The sequence below is a fragment of the Caulobacter sp. FG7 genome (assembly GCF_057808875.1).
In genome coordinates this window covers 1-19,619 of record NZ_JBMDIW010000002.1, presented here as the reverse complement: position 1 = coordinate 19,619, position 19,619 = coordinate 1, and the positions used below count along the sequence as shown (strand labels likewise).

The window sequence follows — 19,619 nt, the reverse complement described above, 5'->3', positions numbered from 1 at the left end:
GCTGCGAGGCTGGCCAGCGCTACGGCGGCGGAAACCCTTCCCCCTCCGGCCCTCCGGGCCACCTCCCCCTTCAGGGGGAGGATCCTGGCGCATGCGAAAAGGGCGGCGGATTGCTCCGCCGCCCTTCGTCTTGAGGATCCGAAGGTCCCTAGTTGTTGGCGATGATCACCGAGGCGATGATGCCGGTGGCGACCGCGGCCAGGATGTATTGGTTGTCCACGCGCTGCCAGCGGTAGCCGCGGGGCGGGGCGCGCAGGCCGTGGCGGCGGTAGTCGCTGACATAGTAGCCGTTGCCGCGATAGCGGGCGTCGAGGCGTTGGCCCTTGGCCCAGCGGCGGTACTCGCGACGATCCTGCTTGCGCTCGTAGCGCGCCTGGTCCTTGCGGCCCTTCTCGTAGGCGCGTTGCTGTTCATAGCGGTCGTGACGGTCGTCATGGCGGGGCTGGGCCATGGCCGTCCCCGACAGGGCGGTCCCGGCCAGCAGCGAGGCGGCGACGGCGGTGATGATGAGACGTTTCATGACAAGTCCTTTCCCTTCGATGCCTCCACCTTAGTGAGGTCGATTTGGACTGGTGATGAACGAAGCAACTCAGGAACGGTTCATGTTTCTTTCATGAAACATTGTAGCTATACACGACGAATACCGGTTGCGGCCGATCTGCTTTTCGCGCGTTGAGGGTGCATGCCGCTCAAGCTCCGCCTCGATCCCCGCCGCAACCTGCCCCTGCTGCTGAAGGCCGCAAGGCGCGAGGTCGCCGCCACGGCCGCCCTGCTGGTGGCCGGCCTTGGCCTGCTGGCCTTCCTGAACATCGCCGACGAGGTGGCCGAGGGCGACACCCGCGCGCTCGACTTCCAGATCCTGCAGGCGCTACGCGTACCGGGCCAGCCGCACCAGCTGATCGGTCCGGAATGGCTGCATACGGCCGCCGCCGACGTCACGGCCCTGGGCTCGGTGACGGTGCTGACCCTCTTGGTGCTGCTGGCCCTGGCGATCTGCGCCAGCCTGCGCCGCTGGGCCGAGGCGCTGGTCGTCGTCGTGGGCGCGGTCGGCGGGGTGAGCATCAGCCAGGGCCTCAAGCACCTCTTCCTGCGCGAGCGGCCGGACCTGGTCTATCGCGCCGTCGAGGCGGCCAATCCCAGCTTCCCGTCCGGCCACGCCATGCTGTCGGCGGTGGTGTTCCTGACCCTGGGAACGCTGGCGGCGCGCTTTGCGCCCCGGCGCCGGGTCAAGGCCCTGGCCCTGGCGGCGGCGGTTTTCTTCTCGGTGCTGGTGGGGCTCAGCCGCGTCTATCTCGGCGTCCACTGGGCCAGCGACGTGCTGGCCGGCTGGTGCGTCGGCGCGGCCTGGGCCATGGCCTGCTGGCTGACGGCCTGGGGCTGGGGAAGGGTCTTCCGCTCGCCGCTGTCGGAGACCTGAGATCCTCCCCCCTGACGGGGGAGGTGGCCCGGAGGGCCGGAGAGGGAAGTCCCTGCTGACGTCGAGGCGGGCGCTGGCTCACAGACCACATCCCCCTCCGTCGGCTTCGCCGACACCTCCCCCTTCAGGGGGAGGATTGTTCCAGTCGGGCCTTCAGCGTTTCCAGGTCGCGGGTCACGGCGGCGGCGTCGCGTTCGAAGGCGGCGTCGTCCATGTCGGGCAGGCGAAAGAGGGTGAGGGTCACCTCGGCGCCGTCGCCATTGGCCACGACCCGCAGGGGGACCGAGATCTCGGTCCCGTCCGGCAGCGTCACCCAATGGTCTAGGACGCCGAAAGGATTGGTCGGCGAAAAGCGCACCCGGGCCTCGCCCACGGGCGTCTCGGCGATCCAGACGCCGTCTTCGTCGGGAGCCGGACGCAGGCCGTCGCCGATGCCGGCGGCCCAGTCGGCCATGCTCTCGGGATCGGCCGCGTAGGCATAGACGGCGTCGGCCGGGCGGGCGACGCCGATGGTGATCAGGCGGCAGGGATGCAGGGTCATGCGAGCGGCCTCGTCATCGGCGGAACGCGCCGCCGGCGGGACGCCCAGGCAGGATCAGGCGCGCAGGATCAGAAGAGGACGGTGGCCAGGGCGATGAGGCCGGCCCAGAGCGCGATGCTGGCGCCGACGACGGCCACGCGGCTCCAACGGACTTGGCGACGCGGCGCCGCGCTATCGGAGCGCGCGCCCATGCTGAGATAGGCCATGTCTTCCTCCCCCGCCTCTGTTCTCCCTTGGGGCGGGAGCGGGCGGTTTCATTTGATACGATCTCCTGGGTTGCAACGCTTGGCAAGAGCAACGGAGCCACGGACTCACAAAAATGTGCGTTCCAACACAGTGACTTGTGTCGACCAGCCGACTTCACCGCAGGGCGGGCGGCCTCAGATCGATCCGGTCCCATGATATGGGCGGCCGATGACCTGGTCCTCGTCGCCCTCCCAGGCCTCGTCGTCGGGCATCGAGACGTTGGCGTCCCAGTGCTCGGCCTGGCTGGAGCCCGAGCCGCTGTCTGTGTGGCGGACGATCTCGTCGATGTCGTGGGCATTGCGCGGAGGAAGCCCCGGCGGGATGGTCGCCGTCTCGGCCGGGCTCAGCGCATCGTTCTGGAAGTCGACGTGCTGGGGATAGAAGGCCAGGCGCCCGGTCAGGCGCTCCATGCCCGGCAGGGGCGCCTCGTACGACCACACGGCGTCCTCGATGATCTGGCCGTCGCGATAGATCGTGTAGTAGCTGGCCGAGCCCTTGTAGGGGCAGCGGGTGGTCTTGTCGGACCGGCGCAGGAAGGCCATCGCCACGTCGTCGCGCGGGAAGTAGCGGACGGGCGGATAGTCGGCCTCGCGCAGCACCAGGACGTCGTCGCTGTCGGCGATTTCGTGGCCTTCGAACAGCACGCGGACCCGGCCGCTTTCGCGGGCGCAGGTGATCGGATGGTTGGGGTCTGACGATTGCATGGGCGTTCCCCAGGCGTTGAGGGTGTCGTTGCGGAACTTGCAGCCAGTGAAACGCGCGGCGCGCCCCAACCGCTCCCTCCCGGCAAGCCTTTGCTTGTGAAACGGAAAGCCGCGTGATCTTCTCCCCGCGAACCGGGGAGGGGAGGGCGAAACGACCGTTGGTGTCGCCCTATCTGACTTGAATATAGTCAAGGTCGAGAATGAATAGCATTGTCGTGGTCGCCGGCATTCTCGTCACGTTAGTGACGGGCCTGCCGGTCTTTTTGCAGCTCATCAAGGAACACCCGAAAGGGTTGATCATCCTGTTCTTCGCCGAAATGTGGGAGCGGTTCTCCTACTACGGCATGCGCGCCATCCTGATCTTCTATCTGACGCAGCATTTCCTTTTCGACCCGAAGGTCGCCAACGGCCATTATGGCTCCTATACCTCCCTCGTCTATCTGCTCCCGCTGATCGGCGGCTTCCTGGCCGACAAGTGGCTGGGCACCCGCAAGGCCGTGGCCTTCGGCGCCATCCTGCTGGTCGCCGGCCACCTGGCCATGGCGGTGGAAGGCAAGCCCGCCACCCAGACCCTGACCTATGCCGGCCAGACCTACAGCTTCCAGGCCGAGGGCCGTGGCGGTGAACGGGTCGCCAAGCTGGTGGTCGCGGGCAAGCCCTACGACGTCTCGGCCACCAAGGCCGGCGACTTCGAGATCAAGGACCTGCCGGCCGCCGCCCCGCTGCCCACCGTGCTGCCCAAGGGCCAGTACCAGCTGGGAGTCGAGGGTCGTGACCCGACCTACCTGAACATCTTCTGGCTGGCCCTGTCGCTGATCATCGTCGGCGTCGGCTTCCTCAAGCCCAACATCTCGACCATCGTCGGCCAGCTGTACCCGCAGGGCGACCCGCGTCGCGACCCGGGCTTCACCCTCTACTACTACGGCATCAACCTCGGCTCGTTCTGGGCCTCGATCCTCTGCGGCCTCTTGGGCATCAAGGTCGGCTGGTGGGCGGGCTTCGGCCTTGCCGGCCTGGGCATGCTGGCCGGCTTCGTCGTCTTCGTGCTGGGCAAGCCCTGGCTGCTGGGCAAGGGCGAGGCGCCCGAGCCCAAGAAGCTGAAGGAGAAGGTCGCCGGCCCGCTGACCCGCGAGCACGTGATCTACGCCCTGTCGCTGCTCGGCGTGCTGGGCGTGTTCTTCCTGGTCCAGCGCAGCGCCATCGTCGGCGTGACCCTGGTGGCCGGCATGATCGGCTCGATCGGCTACGTGCTGTGGTTCATGTTCGCCAAGGTGCAGAAGGTCGAGCGCGAGCGCCTGGCCCTGGCCCTGTTCCTGATCTTCGGCGCGGTGGTGTTCTGGACCCTGTTCGAGCAGGCCGGTTCGTCGCTGAACCTGTTCGCGGCCACCAACGTCAACCTCAACCTGACCTCGGCCCCCGTGCAGTGGTTCGGCGGCGCGGTGACCTTCGCCACGCCGGCCCAGCTTGCGGCCGCGACCATCGATCCGGCCAAGACGCTGTGGATCGATTCCAGCTTCAACGCCGCCCAGACCCAGGCGCTGAACGCCGGCTGGATCCTGATCTTCGCTCCGGTCTTCGCGGCGCTGTGGACCTTCCTCGGCCGTCGCGACAAGGACCCGAACCCGGTCGTGAAGTTCGGCCTGGCGCTGCTGCAGGTCGGCCTCGGCTTCCTGGTGCTGCAGTGGGGCTCGACCTTCGCCGACGGCGCCTTCCGCATGCCGCTGTTCTTCCTGGTGCTGATGTACATGCTGCACACCACCGGCGAGCTGTGCATGTCGCCGGTGGGCCTGTCGCAGATGACCAAGCTGTCGCCGGCCTCGATGGTGTCGTTCATCATGGCCGTATGGTTCATGGCCGTGGCCATCGCCCAGTACGTCGGCGGCTTCATCGCCGGCCTGACGACGGTGGAAACCGTCGGCGGCCAGGTGCTGGACCCGGAAGCGGCCCTGCGCACCTCGCTGCAGGTGTTCAACGTCATCGGCCTGATCGCCGCCGGCATCGGCGTGCTGTTCCTGATCGCCTCGCCCTTCCTCAAGAAGTGGTCGCACGGCGCGGACGAACATCACGCCGCCCCGACCGACACCGCCACGGTCGCCGACTGATCTCGGCGACCCTGACGAAGACGAAGGCCCCGGAGCGATCCGGGGCCTTTTTCTTTTGCCCCTCCCCCGCAAGCGGGGGAGGAGACGGTTTCCCGTTTTTCTTTCCCGCCCTGTCGGGTTTCGCACAGTCGCCCGTTCGCTGGTCGCGCGAAGTGGCGTCGATGCACGTCAGGGTCGCGTTGGCGGCCGAACGGGGAAACGGCCATGGGAACGACCTACACGATCTTCGGCGCGGGGCCGGCGGGGCTCTACACGGCCTGGCGGCTGGTCACCGGCGGCAAGGCCGTCGCGGGCGACACGATCCAGCTCTATGAATGGGGCGACTACGCCTTCGACGGCCCGGGCTCGGGCACGCGCCTGCCGGCCGGCCGCATCGTCACCCACTTCTGCAACGACGACCCGCGCCAGTCCTACATCGAGGCCGGCGGCATGCGCTTCATCCAGTGGGACGCGACCAAGAGCGAGGGCCACCAACTGGTCACCCTGACCATCGAGAAGCTGGGCCTGGCGGGCAAGATCATCGACTTCAACACCACCGACAATCCGCTGCTGTTCCTGCGCGAGGAGCACATCTACCAGAATGACCTGGCGACCCATCCCGCGCCCTACAATACGCCGGGCAACAACGAGCAGCCGGCCGCCACCCTGTTCTCGAACATCTCGGCCCTGATTACCGGCGATGCGCCGGTCAAGACCCGGGCCCAGCAGTGCGCCTTCTATGGCTCGGGCCAGCTGCCGCCGACCTTCAACTCGTTCGTCTATCCGCCGGGCTCGATCGCCGGCAACATCGGCTACTGGAACGTCTTCTACGACCAGGCCGGCAACGAGGGCTACGAGTACGCCGCCGACGCCGGCGGCTACACCTCCAACGTCATCAACTGGAACGCCGCCAACGCCGCCGTCTACAACGGCGAGTTCGCGCCCGGCGGGGCGTTCAAGACCCTCAGCGGCGGCTACTCCCAGGTGTTCGTCGAGCTCTACCAGCAGACCCTGAAAGCGGCGCAGGCGGCGGGCGTGACCTTCGACCTGACCCAGCGCACCCGCCTGCACTCGATCTGGCTGGAGGGCGAGACGGTCAACTACCGCCTGGCGTCGGCCGAGACGCCGTTCAAGGGCGGCGCGGTGCAGACGACCCAGAACGCCTTCCTGGCCATGCCGCCGGCTTCGCTGGACCTGGTGGCCGAGGCCACCCAGTACGCCGACATGCCGGCCGGCACGCTCGACATCCTCAACGCCGAGGGGGTGCAGCTCTATATCGACGGGGTGATCCGCCAGCCGTCGATGCGGGTGATGCTGTTCTTCGACCGTCCGTGGTGGAACGATCCCGGCGTGCCCTATCCGCCCAGCCTGACGGGGGCGCCCAACACCTTCGGCCCGACCATCACCGACCTTCCGCTGCGCCAGGTCTACTACTTCGGGAACAACAGCGACGGCGCGGCCAACCCCGCCTATGGCGTCCTCGCCTCGTATGACGACATGCAGTACGTGCAGTTCTGGCAGGAGCTTGAGGTCGACGTCACCGAGCGCCGCAAGGTGCCGATCGACCAGGATCACCAGGTGCTGTTCGGCCCCCGCAAGGCCACCGACACCATGATCCGCATGGTGCTGCTGGAGTTGGCCAAGGTGCACTGGGGCGATCCGAACGCCGCCCACCAGATCCCCTGGCCGGTCGAGGCGATCTTCAACGACTTCTCGCTGAACCCGTTCGGGGCCGGCTACCACGCCTGGGCCGCGCACTACGACATCTGCGACGTGATGCAGCGCATCCGCCAGCCGACGGGCCTCGTGCCCGGCGCGACGGCGGCCAACCTCTTCATCATCGGCGAGGCCTATTCCAACGACCAGGCCTGGGTCGAAGGCGCCTTCTGCACGGCCGAGTCGGTGCTGGTCGACTATTTCGGAATGACCACCATCGCCGACACGACCAACTATCCGCTGATCTGCAGCTGCGGGTGAGGGATCAGGCGGCGGCTTCGGCCGCCGCCTTGGCCGCCTGCACCTTGGGCTGACGGGCGGCGACCAGGAACGACAGGACGATCGCCGCCACGCCGATCAGGGCGGTGTAGATGAAGAACGCCACATAGCCGGCCCCCATGGCCTGGCCGCTGACGCCCAGCTTGGCGCCGGCCGCGGCGAAGGTCTCGGGCGGGGTGCGGGCGAACAGGCCCTTCAGGCCGGCCAGGGCGCCGTGCTCGGCGGCGGCGGCCGAGGCCTCGACGATGCGGCCCGACTGCGAGGCCACCAGCTTGCCCGGCAGGGCGTAGAGCGACGAGAACAGCGCATACTGGGTGGCGGTGAAGCCGGCCGTGGTCAGGCTCGACATGTAGGCGATCAGGGCCGTGCCGGCGATGCCGCCGCAGATGTTGTCCAGGCAGATGCTGGTGAACAGCATCGGTACGCTGTGGCCGCTGACGGCCAGAACGGCGAAGCCCAGGTTGCTGATCGGCTGGGCGAAGGCGCCGATGATCAGGGCCTTCATCAGGCCGAAGCGCGCGACGATCACCCCGCCCAGGAACACGCCGATCATCGAGGCGATGATGCCGAACACCTTGCGGATCTCGGCGATCTCGGTGAGCGAGAAGCCCATGTCCCGATAGAACGGGTTCATGATGTTGAGCACGAAGTCCGAGACCCGGTAGATGCAGATCGCCGCCAGGATCAGGCCGGCGACGCCCGAGAAGCGGCTCATGAACTCCTTCAGCGGCGAGCCCAGAGCGGTCGACAGGTAGACGCCTGGCTTGGTGCGCAGGCCAGGGATCGGCCAGGCGGCCAGCACGATGACGCCGAGGCCCACAAGGGCGCCGATCAGTTGCAGCCAGACGCCGTTGGGCTTGGCCTTCCAGGCCTCGGCCAGGGTTTCGCCGCCGACGATCTTGGACAGCAGGTCGGCGTCGCCGGCCAGGCCCGATCCCAGGACCAGGGCGCCGAACGCGATGATCGCCAGGCGCGCCAGCCACTCGAGCACCACCAGGGCCTGGGGCTGGGCGACGTCGTCGGTATGGATCGGGCGGATGGTGTGGGCGGCCTCGCGCGGGGCCCACAGGGTGGCGGCGACGCCGATCAGCACCGCCAACGCCATCAGCGCGTAGGAGAAGTTCCAGCCGAAGCGCTCGGCCAGGATCAGCGGCACGGCACCGGCCATGACCATGGCCCCGCGATAGCCCCACTGCACGGCCACGGCCATCGGGCCCTGGCGCTCGGCGTCGGCAACCTCGATGCGCCAGGCGTCGATGACGATGTCCTGGCTGGCGGTGAGGAAGCCGGTCAGCACGGCGAGGGCGGCCAGCAGGCCCAGATTGGTCGCGGGATTGAGCGTCGAGATCGTCCACAGGCCCAGCATGATCCCGGCCTGGCAGACCAGCATCCAGGCGCGGCGATGGCCCAGCAGCCCGTGCAGCACCGGGATCTTGGTCCGGTCGATCAGCGGCGCCCACAGGAACTTCAGCGAGAACGACAGGGTGGCCAGGCTGAAGAAGCCGATCACCGCCAGCGACAGGCCCGAGTCGCGCAGCCACAGCGACAGGGTGTCGAAGATCAGCATGTAGGGCAGGCCAGACGCGAAGCCGAGGCCCAGCAGGGCCAGCGCCCGGCGCTCGCCGAACACCGCCAGGGCGCCGGCCAGGCTCTTCTTGGGCGCAGCGCTTGCTTCGCTCTTGGTCTGCTCGGTCATGGTCTTCCCCGAAGTGGACGGGGAGGCTGGGACCGTCCCGTCAGCCGGCGACCTTGGCGCGCGTCGCGTCGTTCGTCCAGCGGCGCGGGCGGTCGGGGCCGGTCCAGCGCGACAGGGCGTCGCGCAGGGCGGCGGGGGTCAGCGGCTTGACCAGGAAGTCGTCCATGCCGGCGCTCAGGCACTGGCGGCGGTCCTCGTCGAAGGCGTCGGCGGTCAGGGCCAGGATCGGGGTGTCGACGCCCTTGGCGCGGACGGCCCGGGTGGCCTCCAGGCCATTCAGGCCCGGCATGCGCAGGTCCATGAACACCAGGTCGTAGGTTCCGCGCGACAGGGCCGCGACGGCCTCGTCGCCGCTGGCGATGCGGTCGACCGTGCAGCCTTCCCGCTCCAGCAGGGTGCGGGCCAGGAGGGCGTTGATCGGATTGTCCTCGGCCAGCAGCACGCGGGCGCCGGGGGCGGCGGCCGGGGCGATGCGGTCGTCCTGGGCCTCGGCCGGGGTGACGATGGCCTCCAGCGCCGCGTCGATCGGCTTGGCGCCCAGCACCTGGGCGGCCAGCGAGGTGCGGCGCAGCGGCTTGATCAGGTAGCCCGAGAAGCCGGCCTTGGAGAGGTTGGGGATCAGGTCGCGCTGATCGGGGGTCAGCATGGCCACGGCGGCGCGGCCGGCGGGCGCGGCCAGCGGACCGGGGAGGGCCGCGTCGACCAGCAGCACGGTCTGGGCCGGCAGGGCGTCGACCTTGTCGAGGCCGGCCAGGTTCTTCACCCAGGCGCCGCTGGCGATGGCCTGGGCGCCGACGGCCTCGCGGACCACGGGGTTGGGTGAGACGACGGCGACGAACCGGCCTTCCAGCGGCGGAGCGGCCGGGGCTTGGTCGCACCGCTCGAACGGGGACTCGAACCAGAAGTCGGCGCCGCCGCCCGGGTTCTCGCCGACGCCGGCCTCGCCGTCCATGGCACCGGCCAGGCGGGCGACGATGGCCAGGCCGAGCCCTGCGCCGCCCAACTGGGCCTGGTGCGAAGGGTCGGTCTGGACGAAGGCCTCGAAGATCTTGTCGCGCTGCTCGGGGGCGACGCCCGGGCCGGTGTCGGCCACCGAAAAGCGTACCCGGCCGGCGCCGGCGTCGCGGGCGGTGATCAGCACGCCGCCTTTTTCCGTGAACTTCACGGCGTTGCCGGCGAAGTTCAGCAGCACCTGGCGCAGGCGGCCCTCGTCAGCCAGCAGCGGCGGCAGGCCGCGCTCGACCGCCCAGGCGATCTCGACGCCCTTTTCGTGGGCGCGCGGGCTCATCAGCTCGGCCACCTGGCGCAGCAGGTCCTCGGGGTTCACCGGGGCCAGGTGCAGCTCCAGCGCCGTGGCGCCCAGGCGCGCGAAGTCCAGAACGTCGTTGACCAGGGACAGCAGGTGGTCGCCGCTCTCGCGCAGGGCCGCGACATAGGAGCGCTGCTCGGCCGTCAGGCGGGTGTTTTCCAGCAGACGCGCCATGCCCAGCACCCCGTTCAGGGGCGTGCGGAACTCGTGGCTCAGGGTGGCCAGCTGCTCGGCGGAGACGGCGTCGCGGGTCTTGGTCATGGCGCGGGAGTATAGGGGGCGCGGGTTAAGGGCGGGTGGAGACCGGCTTTGCGCGGGCCCCCTCAGTCGCTCCGCGACAGCTCCCCCAGAGGGGGAGCATCTTGGCGCTCCAGATCCTCCCCTCTCTGGGAGAGGTGGCCCGAAGGGCCGGAGGGGGATTTACGCTAGACCCCCTCCATCTCCCCCGCAGGGCTCGTCCGCCGGTGCGCAAGGGCCTCGGCGATGTGCACCCGTTTCACCGAGCCGGCGCCTTCCAGGTCGGCGATGGTGCGGGCCAGGCGCAGGGTGCGGGTCCAGCCGCGGGCGCTGATGCGGCCGGCTTCGGCGGCCTTTGACAACAGGGCGCGGCCGGGCTCGTCGAGGGCGCAGATGCGTTCGAGCAGTTCGCCCTCGGCCCGGCCGTTCAGCGTCTCGGCGGTTCCTGGCATCAGGTCTTCTGCGCGATCGGCCTGCAGGCGTCTGGCCGTTGCGACCCGGGCGGCGACCTCGGCCGAGCCCTCGCTGGCGGCGGGCAGGGCCAGGTCGGCGGCGGTGACGGCAGGCATGTCGACGGCCAGGTCGATGCGGTCCATCAGCGGGCCCGACACCCGGCCCTGATAGTCGCGGATGCAGCGCGGGGCCTTGCCGCAGGCGCCGCGCCCGGCCCCGCCGTGGCCGCAGCGGCAGGGGTTCATGGCGGCCACCAGCTGCACCCGCGCGGGATAGCGGACATGGGCGTTGGCGCGGGCGACCATCACCTCGCCCGTTTCGAGCGGGGCGCGCAGGCTGTCCAAGGCTTGCACGCCGAATTCGGGGAGTTCATCAAGGAACAGCACGCCGTTGTGGGCCAGGGACACCTCACCCGGCTTGGCGCGCAGGCCGCCGCCGGTGAGGGCGGCCATGCTGGCGCTGTGGTGCGGGCTGCGGAACGGCCGGGCGCGGGTCAGGGCGCCCCGGGCGATCAGCCCGGCCACCGAATGGACCATCGAGGTCTCGAGCAGTTCCTGCGAGGTCAGCGGCGGCAAGAGGCCCGGCAGGCGCTGGGCCAGCATCGACTTGCCCGAACCCGGCGGGCCGACGAACAGCAGGTTGTGGCCGCCGGCCGCGGCGATCTCCAACGCCCGCTTGCCCTGCTCCTGGCCCTTGACGTCGCGCAGGTCTTTCGCGCGCTCGCCCTCGATCACCGGGCCGGGAGCAGGGGCGCCGAGCAACTGGCTGCCCCGGAAGTGGTTGATCAGCGCCACCAGCGAGCGCGGGGCCAGGATCCGCGTACCGCCGGCCCAGGCCGCCTCGGGCCCGCAGGCCTCGGGGCAGATCAGCCCCAGGTCCATGGCTCCGGCCGCCATGGCCGCGGGCAGGGCGCCGGCGCAGGCGACGATGCGGCCGTCGAGGGAGAGCTCGCCCATGGCCGCCCAGCCGTCCAGGGCGTCGGGCGGAATCACGCCCATGACGCCGAGCAGCGCCAGGGCGATGGGCAGGTCGAAGTGGGTGCCTTCCTTGGGCAGGTCGGCGGGGGCCAGGTTGGCGACGATGCGCTTGCCCGGCATGGAAAGGCCGAGGCCTGCGAAGGCCCCGCGCACCCGCTCGCGGCTTTCGGCCACGGCCTTGTCGGCCAGGCCGACCACGGCGAAGGCGACGCCGCCGCCGGTCAGCTGCACCTCGACGTCGACGCGGCGCGCCTCGACGCCCTCGAACGCAACCGTGACGACCTTTGCCGCCATCGTTCCCCCTGAAACAACGTTCGACTTATCCACAAGCCAAGCATGGCTGTCGGCTCGGAGCAAGAACGAAAAACGAACATTTCAGGAAAGTGTGACGATTCAGTCGTCTACGGCCACTTCCTCACGCAGGGGTTGATCGGATGGTTTCGATCCGATCCCAGAGCACCGCGGCCGCGTCGATACCGCTGAACCGCTTGAGCTGCTGGGCTCCGGTGGGCGAGGTGACGTTGATCTCGGTCAGGTAGTCGCCGATCACGTCGATGCCGACGAACAGCAGGCCGCGCTTCTTCAGTTCAGGGCCGATGATGGCGCACAGTTCCTTGTCGCGGGCGGTCAGCTCGACAGCCTCGGCGCGGCCGCCGACGCGCAGGTTCGAGCGCACCTGGCCGGCGGCCGGTACGCGGTTGATGGCGCCGACCGGCTCGCCGTCGACCAGCAGCACGCGCTTGTCGCCCTTGCTCACGGCCGGGACGAACTTCTGGGCGATGACCTGCTCGCGGCCGATCATGGCGTGCAGCTCCAGCAGGGCGTCGAGATTGGGATCGTCCGCCAGCAGACGAGCCACGCCAGAGCCGCCGCCGCCGTAGAGGGGCTTCAGGACGATGTCGCCGTGGCGGGCGCGGAAGTCGTAGATCGCCTCGTGGTCGGAGGTGATCAGGGTCGGCGGCTGCACGCCGGGGAAGTCGGTGACGAACAGCTTTTCCGGAGCGTTCCTGACCTCGGCCGGATTGTTCACCACCAGGGTGTGGGGGTGCACCTTCTCAAGGAAGTGCGTGGCGGTGATGTAGGCCATGTCGAACGGCGGGTCCTGGCGCATCAGCACCACGTCGACGTCGTCCTTCATGTCGAGCAGCACGGTCTCGCCAAGCCTGGCGTGGGCGCCCTTTTCGGCGAACACCTCCAGCGGCTGGGCGCGGGCGAAGACGCGGCCGTCCTCCAGAGACAGCTTGTCGGGGGTGTAGAACCACAGCTTATGGCCGCGGATCTTGGCCTCCATCATCATCAGGAAGGTGGTGTCGGTGTCGATGTTGATCCCCAGGACGGGATCCATCTGGACGGCGACTCTCAGCGACATGACGACTCCGGGGCTTTCTGGACGCCGCACAGGTACACGGTTCCGCGGCGCTGGTGTCTAGTTAAGTCGAAGCGGGGCGATTGCGAGGGGCGATCGCTGAATCCTTCTCCCGCAGGGGGAGAGGGGGAGAGGGGGAGAGGGGGAGAGGGGGAGAGGAGGTCAGTTCAGCCTCAATCTCACCCGCTCCCGCGCGGCCCGGGCCGCGATCGTCGCGCCGCCGTCCAGGGTCTGGGCGCGCGACAGGGCCTGCAGCGCTCCGGCCAGGGCGCCCTGGCCCTCGCGGGCGGCGGCGACGTCGAGCCAGGGGTGGTGGTCGGTGGGGTCGAGCAGGGCGCGGCGCAGGGCCGAGCGCTCGGCGCGGGCCCAGTCGCGCGACTGCTGGGCGCGGGCGAAGATGTTGTTCTGCAGGCGGATCAGGACGGCGCGGTCCGAGATCGGGGCCATCAGCTGGTCGAGGCGCGCAGCGACGTCGGGCATCAGGCCCGTGCGCAGGGCCCGACGCGACAGCTCTGACGGCAGCACCACCCGCCCCTCGCTGAACGGGTCGAGCGCCAGCGGCCCTTCGTCGGTCTCGATGCGCAGCAGGAAGTGGCCGGGGAAGTCGACGCCGTTGACGTCCAGCCCCACTTCGCGGGCGGCGTGGATGTAGAACACCCCCAGCGCCACCGGCAGGCCCTTGCGGCGCTCGGCGATGGCGATGACGTCAGCGTTGTCGGGGTGGTCGTAGGTCAGCAGGTCGCCGGTCAGGCGCAGGTCGCCGGCCATGGCCTCGGCGATGGCCTCCTCGGGCGACTCGCTCTGCATGCGGGCCTTCAGCCGCTCGACCGCCGAGCGGGCCAGATCCAGGGCCGGCTGCTCGTCGCGGTCGGGATCGTCGTGCGCGGCGCAGGCCAGGGCGGCCTCGAACAGCGGGAAGGCCTCGTCGTCGAGTTCGCCGGCGCGGGTCAGGATGGCTTCGGCCTCGTCGCGGGTCATGCCCAGGCCCTCCCGTCGTCAGGCCAGGCGTCGGGCACGTGGCGCGGCAGCCTGCCGGGGGTCATGGCCAGCAGGTCCAGGCGCACGGCCATGCCCTTGAGGCCGGCGCGCGCGGCCGCGGCCAGCGCGCCCGCGCGGCGCAGGCGCATCCGTTGTTCGAAGCTCACCGCCTCCAGCGCCGCCTCCAGGCTCGTCCGACTCTTGACCTCGACAACGATCAAGACGCGACCGCGTTGCGCGAGGATGTCGATCTCGCCCGCCCTGGTCGCCAGGCGAAAGCCCAGGATGCGGTAGCCCTTGAGCATCAGCCAGGCGGCGGCCCAGGCCTCGGCGCGGCGGCCCGAGCGCCGCGCGGCCGCGCCGCGGACCTTGCGGACCTCGCGCAGCGGCCGGGCCGTCATCCGGCCTCCTTCAGGGCCAGGGCCTGGCGGTAGAGGTCCTTGCGCGACAGGCCCAGCGCCTTGGCCACCTCCGAGGCGGCCTCGCCCAGCGGCAGGCGGGCCATGGCTTCACGCAGGGCGGCCTCGGCGTCGTCGGCGCTGGCGGCCTTCTCCTCGCCGGGACCGACCAGGATGACGATCTCGCCCTTGGGGCTCTCGAAGCGGGGGTCTACGGCCAGCTCGCCCAGCGGGCCGCGCACGCAGGTCTCGTAGAGCTTGGTCAGTTCGCGGCAGACGGCGGCCGGGCGATCGGCGCCGAACACGGCGGCCATGTCGGCCAGCGTATCGTCCACCCGCGAGGCGCCTTCGAAGAAGATCAGGGTGGCGCGGACATTGGCGAACTCTTCCAGGAAGGTGCGCCGCGCGCCGCTCTTGGGCGGCGGGAAGCCGGCGAACAGGAAGCGGTCGGTGGGCAGGCCCGCCAGGGTCAGGGCCGCAAGGGCCGCCGAGGCGCCGGGTATGGGGAACACCGGGTGGCCAGCCGCAATGGCCTCGCGGGCCAGGCGGTAGCCGGGATCGGAAACCATCGGCGTGCCGGCGTCCGACACCAGGGCCACGCGCTCGCCGGCTTCCAGCCGCTCGAGAATGGCCGGGATGGCGCGCTCGGCCACGTGCTCGTCGTGGCGCTCCAGCTTGGTGCGGATCGAATAGGCCGAGAGCAGCTTGCCGGTCACGCGGGTGTCCTCGGCCAGCAGCAGGTCGCAGGCGGCCAGCACGTCGAGCGCCCGCAGGGTGATGTCGCGCAGGTTCCCGATCGGCGTGGCGACCAGATAGAGGCCGGGCGCGAGCGGGGCGTCGGACAGGACAGGCGGGGGAAGCAAACGGCTCAAGCGGCGGTACTTTCCGTTGAGTGGGTCGGGCCAGGGCCCGTGAAGCGAGACGTTATCAGGTCGCGAGCACGCCTGTCAGCCGGTCGAGAACCAATCGGCCTTGGCGCGTGGCGCGCAACCTCGCCGGGTCATCGACCAGAAGTCCCGCCTCGACCAGCGATTTCACCTTGGGCGTGTCCGGCGACAGGCCAAGGGCGGCCATTTCGGCGAAGGCGACGCCGTCGTCGATGCGCAGGCCCAAGAGCAGGCGTTCCTCGGCGGCCTCTACGGGGGTGAGGTCCTCGCGCTCGAAGCCGGCGCCGTCGCGGGCGACGGCGGCGATGTAGTCGGCGATCTTCGAATGCGCGGTGGTGGCGATCTTGCCCGTCTCCAGCGTCAGGCGGCCGTGGGCGCCGGGGCCGACGCCCACATAGTCGACGCCTCGCCAGTAGACGAGGTTGTGGCGCGAGCGGGCGGCCGGGCCCCGGGCGTGGTTCGACACCTCGTAGGCGTCGAAGCCGGCGGCTTCGAGCACACCTTGCGTCGTCTCGAACAACTGGGCGGCCAGGTCCTCGTCGGGCGGGACGATCTTGCCGCGGCCGACGGCGCGGTCGAAGGCGGTGCCGGCCTCGATGGTCAGCTGGTAGGGCGAGACGTGCTCGGGGCCATAGGCCAGCATTTCCGCCAGCTCCTCGCGCCAGGCCGCGTCGGTCTGGCCGGGACGGGCGTAGATCAGGTCGACCGACAGGCGCGGAAAGAGGCGCGCGGCCGTGGCGATGGCGCGGCGGGCCGATCCGGCGTCGTGGTTGCGGCCCAGCATCTTCAGCGAGGCGTCGTCCAGCGCCTGGACGCCCAGCGACAGCCGCGCCACGCCCGCCTGCGCCAGGGCCTCGAAGCGGCCGGCCTCGGCGTCGGTGGGATTGGCCTCGAGACTGATCTCCAGGTCGTCGGCCGGCGTCCACAGGGCCTTGGCCGTTTCGATCACCCGGGCGACGGCGGCCGGATCCATCAGCGAAGGCGTGCCGCCGCCGAAGAAGATCGAGAGCAACCGGCGCGGTCCCGTCATGGCCCGCTGGGCGGTCATGTCGGCGATGATCGCCTGCGCCAGAGCCGCCTGCTCGTCGGTCCGCCCCCGGTCGCGCACGACGTTGAAGTCGCAATAGGGGCAGATGCGGGCGCAGTAGGGCCAGTGGACGTAGAGGCCGAGAGGCGGAAGGCTCATGCTTCAGCCTTCCGGGTGGTGAAATCCTCGTCCTTCGATGAGCTCAGGATGAGGATTTCTACTGCGGCGCCTGAAATAGCCCTCATCCCGAACCTGTCGAAGGACGAGGGCGGACCCGCTGCGTGAGCGAGATCACTCAAACAGCGCCGCCTTCAGCTTTTCGAAGGCCACGGCGCGGTGGCTCATGGCGTCCTTCTGGTTCGGCTCCATCTCGCCGAAGGTCTGGTCGTAGCCGTTGGGCACGAAGATCGGATCGTAGCCGAAGCCCTTGTCGCCGCGCGGCGGGAACACCAGCGTCCCGTGCACCTCGCCCTGCACCACCACGGCCGGGCCGCCATTGGGCCAGGCCACCGCGAGCGCGCAGGTGAACCAGGCGCTCATGTCTTCCGAGCCCGTCTCCTCGATGCGCTCGGCCACCTTGTCCATGGCCATGGCGAAGTCCTTGCCCGGACCGGCCCAGCGGGCCGAATAGATGCCCGGCGCGCCGTCCAGCGCGGTGACCGACATGCCGGAATCGTCGGCCAGGGAAACCTCGCCCGACAGGTCGGCGGCGTGGCGGGCCTTCAGCAGGGCGTTGCCGACGAAGGTCGTCTCGGTCTCGTCCGGCTCGGGCAGGCCAAGGGCGCCGGCGGCCAGCACTTCGAAGCGGCCGTCGAGCAGGGCGGCCAGCTCCTTGGCCTTGCCCGGATTGTGGGTGGCGGCGACGATCTTCTGGCCGTTGATCAGTTTCAGGGTCATCGCACACTCCTCGGACGGAAACCGAGCGTGTTTAGACCTCCGCGAGGCCCGCGCCGCAAGGCCGGATCATTGCGAAAGTTTAATATCGTTTATCGATAAGCGACATTGTTCGATGGCCAAGGACCGGCGATCCTGGCGACGTCGGGGAAAAAGACGCCCGACCGCCCCTGTCCGGAACCGCAAGATGACGCTGCCCCGCCTGTTCAGCCTTTTGGAATCCTCGGCCGTCCGCCTGGCGACCCTGGTGCTGATCGCGGGTCTTCCGATCTCGGCCGTGACGTTCCTGGCCCACACGCTCTAGACTTCAATCCCGCGGCCGCCAGGGGAGGCGAGTCGCTGTTGGCGGGGACACAAGCCCATGCGCGCCTTGGGGCCAGGCTCGGTATCGAGCTTCCTGAAGATCATTCTCGACGTCAGCTACTATGCGCTGTGGGTCTGGGTCAGCTTCCTGGCCCTGGTGACGGTGCTGGTGCTGCTGCTGAGCTTCAATCCCGACCTGCTGGCCTCGATGCTGCCGGCCGAGGCGGCGGGCATGCTGCGCAAGTACGGGGCCGGCGCGGCTGTGGCCCTGGGCGGCTGGGCGCTGATGTCGGGCGGCTGGATGGCCATTGTCGAACGCCTGCGCAAGATCTTCGCCACCATGATCCTGGGCGACCCGTTCCACCCCGACAACGTGCGGCGCCTGCGGGTGATGGGCGTGGTGCTGGCCTGCCTGGAGATCGGCCGCTACGTGCTGTCGGCCCTGACCCGCATCCTGGTCGGGGGCGAAAAGGCCTCCGAGGGATCCTTTACCCTCACGGCCTGGTTCTCGGTCCTGGTCGTCTTCGTCCTGGCCGAGGTCTTCCGCGAGGGCGCCCGCCTTCGCCGCGAAGCCGAACTGACCATCTGATCGCGAGCTTCGCATGTCCATCCGCGTAAATCTCGACCGCGTGCTGCTGGAACGCCGTATGTCGCTGACCGAACTCTCCGACCGCGTCGGGGTGACGCTGGCCAACCTGTCGATCCTGAAGACCGGCAAGGCGCGGGCCATCCGCTTCTCGACCCTCGACGCCCTGTGCCGCGAACTGGGCTGCCAGCCGGGCGACCTGATGACCTTCGAGCACGGTCCGGGCGATGGCGGCGACGACGGCGACGGGGCCTGACGCAAGGCTTGCGAAGGCGGCGGGCGGGCCACACCTGTGGGCCATGCAAATCGTCTGTCCATCCTGCGGGGCCGCCAATCGCCTGCCCGAAGACCGCGACCCCGCCGCGGCCAAGTGCGGCCGCTGCAAGAGCGCCATCTTCACGGCCGCGCCGATCGAAGTCGACGCCGCGGGCCTCGATCGCCACCGCCGCCTGACCAAGGGCGCGGCCGTGCTTCTCGACGTCTGGGCTCCGTGGTGCGGACCCTGCCGGGCCATGGCCCCCAACTACGCCGCCGCGGCCGGAAGGCTGGAGCCGGGCGTGCGTCTCTTGAAGCTGAACTCCGAAGCCCACCCGGCGCCGGCCTCGGCCCTGGGCGTCAGCGGCATCCCGGCCCTGATCCTGTTTCGCGACGGCGCGGTGGTCGCCCGCTCGGCCGGCCTGATGAGCGCGCCCCAGATCGTGGACTGGACCAGCCGGGCGCTGGCTTGAGCGATGTCTTGACCCCTCCACCTTGATAGGGGAGGGGCAGGGGTGGGGGTGACCTCGGCGGTTGGCGCTTGGCGCGGCGGTCGAGACCGTAGCCACCCCCATCCCCGACCCTTCCCCATCAAGGGGGAAGGGGGCGTTACGAGAGGCTAGGGAAATGATCGAACGTATCGGCAAGGCGGCGCGGTGGAGCGACGCGGTGGTCTTCAACGGCGTGGTGTACCTGTCGGGCCACGTGGCCGAGGAGACCCGCGGCCAGTCAGTGCTGGAGCAGACCAGGGAAGTGCTGGCCCAGATCGACGACACCCTGGCGCAGGCCGGCTCCAGCAAGGACAAGCTGCTCAGCGTCACCATCTATCTCGCCGACATGGCCGGCTTCGACGAGATGAACCAGGCGTGGGACGCCTGGGTGGACAGCGACAACCCGCCGGCCCGGGCCACGGTGGAAGCGCGCCTGGCGCGGCCGACCATGGCGGTGGAAATGACGGCGATCGCGGCGCGCTAGGATCGGGTCGACATTCAAACTTCGAGCGTGGTCCTCGTCCTTCGACAAGCTCAGGATGAGGACCATTGATCGGCCGGGATCGTAGAAAAACCTCATCCTGAGCCTGGCGAAGGGCGAAACGGCCGTGACCTTCGATACGGGCGGCGCGGGCCTATCCGAACCTTGCGCGGTCCGCGGAGGCCAAGCGGCGGCTCGATCCTGGCGGCTTGTTCCGCAACGCCCTGTGGGATCGGTACTTCGCGGCGGGGGGGGGGGGGGGGGGGGGGGGGGGGGGGGGGGGGGGGGGGGGGGGGG

At 69.7% G+C, this 19,619-nt stretch carries 20 protein-coding genes; 7 read left to right on the top strand and 13 right to left on the bottom strand.

All coding sequences use genetic code 11. The annotated features are described in order from the left end of the window. Positions 1 to 148: 148 nt before the first annotated feature. Positions 149 to 520, bottom strand: a complete 372-nt coding sequence (locus ACODR1_RS01800; protein ID WP_488878920.1) for an RcnB family protein — start codon at positions 518 to 520, stop codon at positions 149 to 151. A 162-nt stretch (positions 521 to 682) separates the two neighbouring features. On the opposite strand from ACODR1_RS01800, the gene ACODR1_RS01795 reads away from it, so the two are divergent. After that, positions 683 to 1,417, top strand: coding sequence for a phosphatase PAP2 family protein (locus ACODR1_RS01795; protein WP_488878919.1), 735 nt, complete (start codon positions 683 to 685; stop codon positions 1,415 to 1,417). Between the two features lie 124 nt (positions 1,418 to 1,541). On the opposite strand, the gene ACODR1_RS01790 is transcribed toward ACODR1_RS01795, so the two are convergent. From ACODR1_RS01790 to ACODR1_RS01780, 3 genes are all read right to left on the bottom strand, one after another. After that, positions 1,542 to 1,958 (bottom strand): SRPBCC family protein, encoded by a 417-nt coding sequence (locus ACODR1_RS01790; protein ID WP_488878918.1) that lies wholly within the window; start codon positions 1,956 to 1,958, stop codon positions 1,542 to 1,544. Positions 1,959 to 2,026: 68 nt separating this feature from the next. Then, positions 2,027 to 2,164 carry a hypothetical protein gene (locus tag ACODR1_RS01785; RefSeq protein ID WP_488878917.1) on the bottom strand — a complete coding sequence of 46 codons (138 nt, stop codon included), beginning with the start codon at positions 2,162 to 2,164 and terminating at the stop codon, positions 2,027 to 2,029. A 174-nt stretch (positions 2,165 to 2,338) separates the two neighbouring features. Next, positions 2,339 to 2,908 carry a DUF427 domain-containing protein gene (locus ACODR1_RS01780; RefSeq protein ID WP_488878916.1) on the bottom strand — a complete coding sequence of 190 codons (570 nt, stop codon included), beginning with the start codon at positions 2,906 to 2,908 and terminating at the stop codon, positions 2,339 to 2,341. Between the two features lie 200 nt (positions 2,909 to 3,108). Between ACODR1_RS01780 and ACODR1_RS01775 the strand changes: the two genes are divergently transcribed. Beyond that, entirely contained in the window at positions 3,109 to 5,010 is a 1,902-nt protein-coding gene (locus ACODR1_RS01775) for a peptide MFS transporter (protein ID WP_488878915.1), read from the top strand. Positions 5,011 to 5,214: 204 nt separating this feature from the next. Beyond that, entirely contained in the window at positions 5,215 to 6,966 is a 1,752-nt protein-coding gene (locus ACODR1_RS01770; RefSeq protein WP_488878914.1) for a flavin monoamine oxidase family protein, read from the top strand. Between the two features lie 4 nt (positions 6,967 to 6,970). Here ACODR1_RS01770 and ACODR1_RS01765 read toward each other — a convergent pair whose 3' ends face one another. The 9 genes from ACODR1_RS01765 to rdgB all read right to left on the bottom strand — a co-directional run bounded on the left by ACODR1_RS01765 (position 6,971) and on the right by rdgB (position 17,209). Next, the gene (locus ACODR1_RS01765; RefSeq protein WP_488878913.1) at positions 6,971 to 8,680 is read right to left on the bottom strand and encodes an AmpG family muropeptide MFS transporter; all 1,710 of its coding nucleotides are present in this window, start codon (positions 8,678 to 8,680) and stop codon (positions 6,971 to 6,973) included. A 40-nt stretch (positions 8,681 to 8,720) separates the two neighbouring features. Next, a complete protein-coding gene (locus tag ACODR1_RS01760; protein ID WP_488878912.1) occupies positions 8,721 to 10,250 on the bottom strand; it encodes a response regulator in 1,530 nt (509 codons plus the stop codon). A gap of 164 nt (positions 10,251 to 10,414) precedes the next feature. Continuing rightward, on the bottom strand, positions 10,415 to 11,950 hold the full coding sequence (locus ACODR1_RS01755) for a YifB family Mg chelatase-like AAA ATPase (RefSeq protein WP_488878911.1): 1,536 nt from the start codon (positions 11,948 to 11,950) through the stop codon (positions 10,415 to 10,417). A gap of 121 nt (positions 11,951 to 12,071) precedes the next feature. Next, entirely contained in the window at positions 12,072 to 13,025 is a 954-nt protein-coding gene (gene gshB, locus ACODR1_RS01750; protein ID WP_488878910.1) for a glutathione synthase, read from the bottom strand. Positions 13,026 to 13,184: 159 nt separating this feature from the next. Then, a complete protein-coding gene (locus tag ACODR1_RS01745) occupies positions 13,185 to 14,000 on the bottom strand; it encodes a SirB1 family protein (RefSeq protein WP_101716776.1) in 816 nt (271 codons plus the stop codon). After that, entirely contained in the window at positions 13,997 to 14,401 is a 405-nt protein-coding gene (locus ACODR1_RS01740; RefSeq protein ID WP_488878909.1) for a YraN family protein, read from the bottom strand. The genes ACODR1_RS01745 and ACODR1_RS01740 overlap by 4 nt, the downstream gene beginning before the upstream one ends. Beyond that, positions 14,398 to 15,270 (bottom strand): 16S rRNA (cytidine(1402)-2'-O)-methyltransferase, encoded by an 873-nt coding sequence (gene rsmI, locus ACODR1_RS01735; RefSeq protein WP_488878908.1) that lies wholly within the window; start codon positions 15,268 to 15,270, stop codon positions 14,398 to 14,400. Before rsmI ends, ACODR1_RS01740 begins: the two co-directional genes overlap by 4 nt. A gap of 55 nt (positions 15,271 to 15,325) precedes the next feature. Beyond that, positions 15,326 to 16,471 (bottom strand): radical SAM family heme chaperone HemW, encoded by a 1,146-nt coding sequence (hemW, locus tag ACODR1_RS01730; protein ID WP_488878907.1) that lies wholly within the window; start codon positions 16,469 to 16,471, stop codon positions 15,326 to 15,328. A gap of 132 nt (positions 16,472 to 16,603) precedes the next feature. Then, on the bottom strand, positions 16,604 to 17,209 hold the full coding sequence (gene rdgB / locus ACODR1_RS01725; RefSeq protein WP_488878906.1) for an RdgB/HAM1 family non-canonical purine NTP pyrophosphatase: 606 nt from the start codon (positions 17,207 to 17,209) through the stop codon (positions 16,604 to 16,606). Positions 17,210 to 17,567: 358 nt separating this feature from the next. On the opposite strand from rdgB, the gene ACODR1_RS01720 reads away from it, so the two are divergent. The 4 genes from ACODR1_RS01720 (at position 17,568) to ACODR1_RS01705 (ending at position 19,325) form a co-directional block, all read left to right on the top strand. Continuing rightward, positions 17,568 to 18,098 (top strand): DUF2975 domain-containing protein, encoded by a 531-nt coding sequence (locus ACODR1_RS01720; RefSeq protein WP_101716771.1) that lies wholly within the window; start codon positions 17,568 to 17,570, stop codon positions 18,096 to 18,098. Between the two features lie 13 nt (positions 18,099 to 18,111). After that, positions 18,112 to 18,351, top strand: coding sequence for a helix-turn-helix domain-containing protein (locus tag ACODR1_RS01715; protein WP_488878905.1), 240 nt, complete (start codon positions 18,112 to 18,114; stop codon positions 18,349 to 18,351). A 43-nt stretch (positions 18,352 to 18,394) separates the two neighbouring features. Next, on the top strand, positions 18,395 to 18,823 hold the full coding sequence (locus ACODR1_RS01710; RefSeq protein WP_488878904.1) for a thioredoxin domain-containing protein: 429 nt from the start codon (positions 18,395 to 18,397) through the stop codon (positions 18,821 to 18,823). A gap of 154 nt (positions 18,824 to 18,977) precedes the next feature. Then, on the top strand, positions 18,978 to 19,325 hold the full coding sequence (locus tag ACODR1_RS01705) for a RidA family protein (protein WP_488878903.1): 348 nt from the start codon (positions 18,978 to 18,980) through the stop codon (positions 19,323 to 19,325). Positions 19,326 to 19,619: the final 294 nt, after the last annotated feature.